Raw genomic sequence first — 3,260 nt, 5'->3', positions numbered from 1 at the left:
GTTTCAGCTATGTCCATCACTGCCATAGCACCCTTAAGTGTAGTAACACCTGCGGTTTCATCTTTTACTCCAAGAACTGAAGTTTTCATGGTTGCAAATTGTGATAAATTTGATCCAGTTGAAAAACCAGAACCAGAAGAAACATTATATACCCTAGAAGCTGCAGATGCAGTTGATATAAATGTTGCATTACCAGTAAGTGTAGCAGAATAATCCTTACCACTACCTATAGAATAACCTGAACCTGCTGAAAATCCACTTCCTTCGCTACTCATATAAGCGCTAACAGTAGAAAAACCACCTATCACAACACCTTTATTTACAGAACCAAATCCCATAGCATCAGCGATATTAGCATCGAGCTGCCCTTTTGATTCTCTTAAAGAAATAGAAGCTTGAGAAATAAAACTGTTTGCTCCAAAACCTGCAAAAGAAAGACCTGTACCACTTACTAAAATATCCTTACCATCGTTTTTAACTAAAGACAAGCGACCATAGTTTTCTTTCATATTGGCATTGATAAAAGCACCCCCGCCTATATTACCATCGATTTTAATCCCTCTACCTTCTCTTGAAGTAAGCAAAAGTTGTCCATTAGCATCGATTGAAGCTTCAACTCCGGTAGTATCTTTAACCGAATTGATTGCAGCGACCAAAGCACCGTTTCCATCACCATCTTCATAGGCTACTTGACCTATAGTTACTCCATTGATAGCAAAGTCATTTGAAGTAGTTCCGGCTCTAACTGCAGCCATACCTCTAGTTTCTACCGTAAAAGTAGCTCTAACACCTGTTTTATCAGCACTTTTATTGATCTCTTCTGCTAAGGCTCCAAGTCCTGTCCCAACTGAAGTTGAAATCACAACTTTTTGAAACTGAAAATCATCTATACCATTGTAATTTTTAAGAGTAAATTGTACTTCACCACCAGATGTAATTCTTCCTCCTGTTTCAAAGCGTGTTAAACCTATCTTAGAAGATTGGGTTGCTCCTATAGTAGCTTTTACAGTTTGATTTGAACTCGCACCGATTTGAAATTCTTGATTGATAAAATTTCCACTTAAAAGTTGTTTACCGTTAAATGAAGTAGTATTTGCGATATTGTCAAGTTCTTCCATTAAACGGTTGATATCTGCTTGAAGCATAGTTCTTGTTTTTAAACTTTGTCCATCTTGAGCCGCTTGAGTTGCCTTAGTTTTGATTGTATCTAAGATTTTAAGTTGCTCATCCATAGCCTTATCAGCAGTTTGTAAGATACCTAAAGCATCGTTACCATTAGATATAGCTTGACCTAAAGTATTAGCTTGAGATCTTAAACTATCTGCTATCGCCATCCCTGAAGCATCATCTGCTGCGGAGTTGATTCTAAGACCTGAACTAAGTCTGCTTAAAGACTTATCCAGCTCTCTAGCATTAACAACTGAATTTGCATGTGCATTTAATGCACCGATGTTGGTGTTTATCCTAAAACCCATTTTAAATCCTTTCAAAATATTGCATCGAAAAGATTAAAGCAAGAAGTGTTCCAAGTTTAGTTTGATTAAAAATTCTAGAGTTTAAAATAAAAAAGCCTAGCATTAAACTAGGCTTGGATTTATATATATTGCAGCTTTTGTAAACTACTGTAGCAATCTTAAAACATTTTGCTGAACAGAATTAGCCTGTGCCATGGCATAAGAACCACTTTGAGCTAAGATATTTGCTTTAGAGTAGTTTGCACTCTCGGCTGCAAAGTCCACATCACGGATTTGTGACTCAGCTGCTTTAACATTTACCTGAGTAACAGTGATGTTGTTTATAGTTGATGTAACTTGATTTTGCACTGAACCAATGTCTGCTCTGATTTGATCAAGATTTGTTATAGCCGTTTCAGCTATGTCCATCACTGCCATAGCACCCTTAAGTGTAGTAACACCTGCGGTTTCATCTTTTACTCCAAGAACTGAAGTTTTCATGGTTGCAAATTGTGATAAATTTGATCCAGTTGAAAAACCAGAACCAGAAGAAACATTATATACCCTAGAAGCTGCAGATGCAGTTGATATAAATGTTGCATTACCAGTAAGTGTAGCAGAATAATCCTTACCACTACCTATAGAATAACCTGAACCTGCTGAAAATCCACTTCCTTCGCTACTCATATAAGCGCTAACAGTAGAAAAACCACCTATCACAACACCTTTATTTACAGAACCAAATCCCATAGCATCAGCGATATTAGCATCGAGCTGCCCTTTTGATTCTCTTAAAGAAATAGAAGCTTGAGAAATAAAACTGTTTGCTCCAAAACCTGCAAAAGAAAGACCTGTACCACTTACTAAAATATCCTTACCATCGTTTTTAACTAAAGACAAGCGACCATAGTTTTCTTTCATATTGGCATTGATAAAAGCACCCCCGCCTATATTACCATCGATTTTAATCCCTCTACCTTCTCTTGAAGTAAGCAAAAGTTGTCCATTAGCATCGATTGAAGCTTCAACTCCGGTAGTATCTTTAACCGAATTGATTGCAGCGACCAAAGCACCGTTTCCATCACCATCTTCATAGGCTACTTGACCTATAGTTACTCCATTGATAGCAAAGTCATTTGAAGTAGTTCCGGCTCTAACTGCAGCCATACCTCTAGTTTCTACCGTAAAAGTAGCTCTAACACCTGTTTTATCAGCACTTTTATTGATCTCTTCTGCTAAGGCTCCAAGTCCTGTCCCAACTGAAGTTGAAATCACAACTTTTTGAAACTGAAAATCATCTATACCATTGTAATTTTTAAGAGTAAATTGTACTTCACCACCAGATGTAATTCTTCCTCCTGTTTCAAAGCGTGTTAAACCTATCTTAGAAGATTGGGTTGCTCCTATAGTAGCTTTTACAGTTTGATTTGAACTCGCACCGATTTGAAATTCTTGATTGATAAAATTTCCACTTAAAAGTTGTTTACCGTTAAATGAAGTAGTATTTGCGATATTGTCAAGTTCTTCCATTAAACGGTTGATATCTGCTTGAAGCATAGTTCTTGTTTTTAAACTTTGTCCATCTTGAGCCGCTTGAGTTGCCTTAGTTTTGATTGTATCTAAGATTTTAAGTTGCTCATCCATAGCCTTATCAGCAGTTTGTAAGATACCTAAAGCATCGTTACCATTAGATATAGCTTGACCTAAAGTATTAGCTTGAGATCTTAAACTATCTGCTATCGCCATCCCTGAAGCATCATCTGCTGCGGAGTTGATTCTAAGACCTGAACTAAGTCTGCTTAAAGA

General features: G+C 37.0%; 2 protein-coding genes. Both read right to left on the bottom strand.

The annotated features are described in order from the left end of the window. Nucleotides 1-1,475: flagellin (locus AJ882_RS08345; protein ID WP_070279735.1), on the bottom strand; the 1,475-nt coding region annotated here is incomplete at its 3' end. A 144-nt stretch (nt 1,476-1,619) separates the two neighbouring features. Then, nucleotides 1,620-3,260 (bottom strand): flagellin A (locus AJ882_RS08340; RefSeq protein ID WP_070279733.1); only part of this gene is annotated, 1,641 nt, incomplete at its 5' end.

Source organism: Campylobacter sp. BCW_6461 (assembly GCF_001762735.1).
Classification (GTDB): domain Bacteria; phylum Campylobacterota; class Campylobacteria; order Campylobacterales; family Campylobacteraceae; genus Campylobacter_D; species Campylobacter_D jejuni.
This window is presented reverse-complemented; position numbering and strand designations above follow the sequence as displayed.